The following is an 847-nucleotide window of genomic DNA, read 5'->3' as shown; positions in this document are numbered from 1 at the left end:
CTGCCGCGCTGTGGCCGCACGGCCGCTGGGCGGCCGGCCGGCTGCTCGACGGCTCGGACGATCCGCTCGGCCTGGCCGCGCTGGCCCTGCTGGGCCTCGTGCTTATTCGCCTGGCGCCGCGGCTGCGCGCGGCGCCGCGACCGGGCTGGTTCGCCGCGAGCGCCGTGATGACGGCAGCGGCCACGTTCTCGCTGTGGGCGTTACCGCCGCTCGCGGCCGCGGTGTTGGCGGTCCTGGCGCTGAGCCTGGCCTTCGCGGCCTGGCGCCCGGACGATGCGCCGTGGCTGCCGTTCGCCGGCCTGGCGCTGCTGGCGCTGCCGCTGGTGGCATCACTGCAGTTCTATGCCGGCTACCCGCTGCGGCTGCTGACGGCGCAGCTCAGCACCTGGGCGCTGCAGCTCGCCGGCCTGGAGGCCGCGCGCAGCGGCGCCGCGATGACGGTGCAGGGCCAGCTGGTGATCGTCGACGCGCCGTGCTCCGGCGTGCAGCTGGTGTGGCTGGGCTACTTCTGCGCGTGCGCCGCGGCGGCGTGGGTCGGGCTGCGCGATGCGGTGCTGCTGCGCCGGCTGCCGATGGTCGGCCTGCTGGTGCTGAGCGGCAATGTGCTGCGCAACACGCTGCTGGTCGCGCTGGAGGCGCGGCCCCAGGGGCTGGGCGAGGCCGCGCACCAGGCGATCGGCCTGGGGGTCACGGCCGCGGTGTGCGCCGCCGTGCTGGTGTGGACCCCGCGTGAACAGGAGAAGGAGCTGCGCCATGCAGACGTCATTGAGTGCCGGCACCACGAGCCGCTGGCGCGCTGGGGCGCGGCGTGCGGCGCCGGGCCGCGCCGCTGGGTGGCCTGGTGCGG

1 protein-coding gene is annotated in these 847 nt (G+C 76.5%); it reads left to right on the top strand.

Features of this window, described 5'->3' with window-relative positions; all coding sequences use genetic code 11:
• Positions 1-847: exosortase Q (gene xrtQ / locus Y694_RS22035; protein WP_231497846.1), on the top strand; the 847-nt coding region annotated here is incomplete at both ends.

The sequence above is a fragment of the Methylibium sp. T29-B genome, from assembly GCF_000576225.1.
In the GTDB taxonomy this organism is placed as follows: domain Bacteria; phylum Pseudomonadota; class Gammaproteobacteria; order Burkholderiales; family Burkholderiaceae_C; genus Methylibium; species Methylibium petroleiphilum.
Note: the sequence above shows the minus strand (reverse complement) of the source record. Positions and strands in the feature narration are given on the sequence as shown.